Origin of the sequence: Kordia sp. (assembly GCF_045105435.1) — a bacterium.
Taxonomy (GTDB): Bacteria; Bacteroidota; Bacteroidia; order Flavobacteriales; family Flavobacteriaceae; genus Kordia.
In genome coordinates, this window is record NZ_JBGCDL010000174.1 from 1 (window position 1) to 2,907 (window position 2,907).

At 33.8% G+C, this 2,907-nt stretch carries 3 protein-coding genes; 1 reads left to right on the forward strand and 2 read right to left on the reverse strand.

Going from position 1 to position 2,907, the window contains the following annotated elements; translation table 11 throughout:
- A partial coding sequence (locus AB8B65_RS09320; protein WP_405300683.1) for a hypothetical protein occupies window positions 1–789 on the forward strand: 789 nt, incomplete at its 5' end.
- Window positions 790–1,239: 450 nt separating this feature from the next.
- Here AB8B65_RS09320 and AB8B65_RS09325 read toward each other — a convergent pair.
- On the reverse strand, window positions 1,240–2,379 hold the full coding sequence (locus AB8B65_RS09325; protein WP_405300684.1) for a type II secretion system F family protein: 1,140 nt from the start codon (window positions 2,377–2,379) through the stop codon (window positions 1,240–1,242).
- Window positions 2,376–2,846, reverse strand: coding sequence for a prepilin-type N-terminal cleavage/methylation domain-containing protein (locus tag AB8B65_RS09330; protein WP_405300685.1), 471 nt, complete (start codon window positions 2,844–2,846; stop codon window positions 2,376–2,378). Before AB8B65_RS09330 ends, AB8B65_RS09325 begins: the two co-directional genes overlap by 4 nt.
- Window positions 2,847–2,907: the final 61 nt, after the last annotated feature.

Here is a 2,907-nt window from a genome sequence, read left to right on the forward strand (position 1 = left end):
GTATCTAAATGGTTTGCCGAAAATGTGACTATTAGCATGCAAGGAAATGCATTAAGAGCTGTTTTAATGAAAAGTAGACAACAAGGAGGATCGTTGCCGTATAGAATACAAAATCCAAATATTATTAACTGTTGGTTTAGCGGAAATACAAAAGTTGGAGAAACAGTAACGGCTATAAATACTGATGGACTCAAGATTATTGGTGGCGGATTTACGATTCTCGAAAATGAAACAGAAAATGATCCTATTGGGTATTTTGTGCCTGGAGTTTCTTTGTTTGTTGGGAAGGATTATTATTATTATGATTCTAATGGAAACGGTATTATTGATGCAAACGATCAATTATCTGATGAACTGTTAAATGAGGCATTAGGATGTGCAAATGTACATTTAGATGGTGTTGATTTATCAAACGGTATTATAAAGCTTGGCGAAAAAAGTTACTTAACCAATATTGATTGTCCTTTTGGACGACTTGAAATAGCTGTTATAGCCAAGTCTCCTGGTAAATGGTCTACTACACTTATAGAAGGAGCACACGAAGGACTAAAAGTAACAAAACAACATACATTTAGAAAACTTGACTTTAATGATGCATCAAACTCAATTCTTTCACGTCTTAAATGTCCAAGTCCTTTTGGGCAAGCAAGTGATCCAGGCGGTACGTCAAGTAATGTAATTTATGTAAGTTCTACAAATTCATACATTCCTGATGATAACTATGTAAAATGTTTCAATTGTACACAAGAAATTGAAATGGATAATCATGCTCCTACATTTGATAATTAATAACTTAGATAGTATCTAAAAAAATAATAAAAAGTAATTCTAGCGCAATGAGTTTCCATAACGAAACTCATTGTTTCTAGGATTTATTTATATAACAGAAAAATTATTTTGAAGAAAATAGTTAACTAACTTTTTAACGGATTTAGTATTACAAGCATGCTCCTTTTCACACAATAGTAAGCAAAATTCGTGCTAAATCATTATAGCAAAAAAATAATTACAGACAAACAATTCGTGAATTCGTGGTGAAAAAAACTATTAGTATTGAGCTATGAGAATTGAGAGTCTTTTCAACAAACTGCATTGTAAACAATTTTCAAGTTATCTTATTAAGAAACAGATTGCTTCTCTCCAATCAAGTTGGAGATTGAAAAGACGTTTCAAAGTAGTTAGATGAGATTCTGAATCAAGTTCAGAATGACGTTTCTTGAAGCCTCAGTAAACAGCATTTTACCCACCCAAAACAGTTCCCAACTTAAACATCGGTAAATACATCGCAATCAAAATAACGCCTACCATAATTCCTACAAAAACAATAATCAACGGTTCCATAATCGTAGACATCATTTTCGATTGGCGTTGCACTTGTTCATGATATTGTATATTCAAACGATCAAAAATAAATTCTGTTTGATTGGTTTGTTCGGCTACTTTTACCAAAGCAATCATTTTATCACTAAAAATAGGATGCGAAGCCAAACTTTCACTCAACGTTGCTCCTTGTAAAATAGATTGCTCTACACTTTCCAAGGCATCTTGTAACGGATAAAAATCAATCATCTTTTTTACGAGCTGAATACTATTAATTACAGGAACTTTTGAAGCCGATAACAACGCCACAGCTTGTGTAAATTGTGATAAATACACCGTTTTGATAAAGTTTCCAAAGAACGGAAGCTTCAAAAGAAAGGTGTCCTTAAAACGACGATACCATTCTTGTTTGTTAAACAAAAAACGGGATGAAAACAGTGCGATCATTCCACCTAAAATCAATAAACCATACGATTTCATAAATGCCGAAACATTGATGATAAATTCGGTAATACCTGGCAACGAAACTTTATTCTGTTTAAAAATATCTTGAAACATCGGCACTACAAATTGCAACATAAAAAGCACGACTAAAAAAGCGGTACTCAATACGATAATAGGATACGTAAGCGCGCTCACCACATCTCTGCGTTGTTGATTCTTTCTGCCAAAAAAACTACCCAATTGCTTCACTACTTCCGCAAGTGTTCCTGTCTCCTCTCCTATCTTAATGGAATAATACTCGTATTCAGTAAACGCTTTATGCGATCGAATGGCTTCTGACATACTTTTTCCATCAATCAAATCGTCCACAACAGTGCCCAATATTTCCTTTGCCGCTTTTTTCTTTTGCGAATTGTGAAGCAACTCTAATCCTTCTTTCAAAGAAACGCCGGCGCTCAATAAAACTGCCAATTCGGTATAAAAATCCTCTTTTAGTTTATTTGAAAAACCTTTCCCAAAAAGGACAATCTCTTTCTGTAAAATAGAAGAAATTTCAGAAGGTTTCGTTTTAGAAACACGCTTTTGTTGGTTTATATTTTCTAACTTAAAACTCATGGATTCATATAGGTATTAGCCGTGTTTCGCTTGTAAATAAAAATGGCAGCATTCCGAAATTCTTTCGCGGTTATGAGTTTAAAAGCATCAATCTTAGCTGCGGTCGTTTCAACGCCTTCAAAATAAAATTTAGTGTTTGCAATCGCGATGTCAAACGTATCGGTTTCTTTTTGCACATATTCTTTTTCAAACGTATAACTTACTGTATCTATTTCCGAAATAAAGTGAAGCGTATCTTCCAAATCATCATACTGAATATGGTTTGATCGGTGCGCATCTATTGCCAAAGATTGCTCTAACAACGTTATACTTGTTTTATGTTGAAAGTTCGTTTGAATTCCATACATCTGTTTTTGCACAAGTTGCAACACCGAAAACGCAATTCCTGCCACAATCACGGTAATCATAATTACAATGATGAGTTCACTCAGCGTAAAAGCTTTTATTTTATGTTTCGATTTATTCATAACGCTCCATCCGAATTATTTTGTTCGTTTCTTTGTGCGAAGCTTCAAAAATGAGCTTTGT